General features: G+C 76.0%; 1 protein-coding gene. It reads left to right on the forward strand.

Translation table 11 applies throughout. The features are described 5' to 3' along the window. On the forward strand, positions 1 to 1,459 hold a 1,459-nt coding region (locus G5C51_RS41905; RefSeq protein WP_206314893.1), incomplete at its 5' end, for a four-carbon acid sugar kinase family protein. Positions 1,460 to 1,494 lie beyond the last annotated feature (35 nt).

A 1,494-nucleotide genomic window follows, 5' to 3' on the forward strand; every position in this document is an offset into this window, starting at 1 on the left:
GGGTGGGGGCGAGGCTGGGGCTGGCGCGCTGATCGCGGCCTTCTACGCCGACGACGTCACCGGGGCCACCGACGCGCTGGCCCAATTCCACCGCGCTGGGCTGCGCAGTCTGCTGCTCTTCGGCGCGCCCGGGCCCGGCGAGCTGCGGCGCCTGGCCCGTACGCACGACGTGATCGGCGTGGCGGGGGTGGCCCGTTCGCTGCCGGCGGGGGAGATGGCGGCGGAGGTGGAGCCGGTGCTGGCCGGGCTGCGGGCGCTGCGGCCTCGGCTGGTGCAGTACAAGATCTGCTCGACCGCCGACTCCTCGCCCGCCGTGGGCAGCCTCGGCCGGGCGATCGAGATCGGCCGGGATGTCTTCGGCACGGGGGCGGTGCCGGTGCTGGCCGCGCAGCCGGAGTTGGGCCGCTACACGGCCTTCGGCCACCACTTCGCCGCGGACGGCGGCACGGTGCACCGGCTCGACCGACAGCCGACCATGGCGCAGCACCCGGTGACCCCGATGACGGAGGCAGACCTGCGGCTGCACCTGGGCCACCAGACGCGACTGCCGATCGGCTCCCTCGACCTGACCGCGTACGAGCAGCCGTGGCCGGAGGTACTGCGGCGTTACGAGCGGGCGGCGGCCGACGGCGTCGGGGCGGTGGTCCTGGACACGGTCACGGACGCGCACCTGCTGCTCGCCGCCCGGCTGGTGCTCAGCGGCGGGGAGATGACGTACGCGCTTGGCTCCGGCGGGCTGAGCCGGGGCGCGGCGGCTTGGCTGGCATCGACAGCGGGGTTGGCCGCGGTCGCGCCGGTCGCGGGGGCGGAGGGACCGGTGCTGGTGGTGTCGGGCAGCTGCGCGGCCCGTACCGCCGAGCAGATCCGCCGAGCGCAGGCGGCGGGCTGGCAGACCGTGCCGATGGACGTCAGCGCCGGTGGCGCAGCGCCTGAATCCGACGCCCCTAGCCCTACCGACCCTGTCCTCCTCCACCTACGCGACACCACCCTCCGCGCACTCGCGGCAGCCCCCGGCGTCATCGTGCATACCGCCCTCGGCCCGCCCCAGACCCATGCAGTCGTCTCGCCGTCCGCCACCGGCCGCGTTCTCGCCCATCTCGTCGCCGAGGCCGTCGTCCACGCCGGCGTCCGCCGTGTCGACATCGCCGGAGGCGACACCGCCGGGCAGGTCCTGCGTGCCCTCGGCGCCCGCACCGCGGAGATCGCCGCGCTGCTCGGCCCCGGCACCGCACTGTGCCGCCTCGGCCCGGAGCCGGCAGCGCTCGCCGGTGTCGAAGTCCTGCTCAAGGGCGGCCAGGCCGGCCACCCCGACCTCTTCGAGCGGCTGAGCGGCGTCGGCGACCCGACGACAGCAGGCGAGCTCTGCGGCACCGGCACCGGCACCGGCACCGGCGACCCGACAGCCGACAGGCTGCCCGGCACCGCCGCCCCGACCTCAACCGCCAGACAGGAGAGCTGACAGAGATGCCCCCCGACCCCACCGCGTCCCCCACC

The organism is Streptomyces coryli, assembly GCF_011044975.1.
In the GTDB taxonomy this organism is placed as follows: Bacteria; Actinomycetota; Actinomycetes; order Streptomycetales; family Streptomycetaceae; genus Streptomyces; species Streptomyces coryli.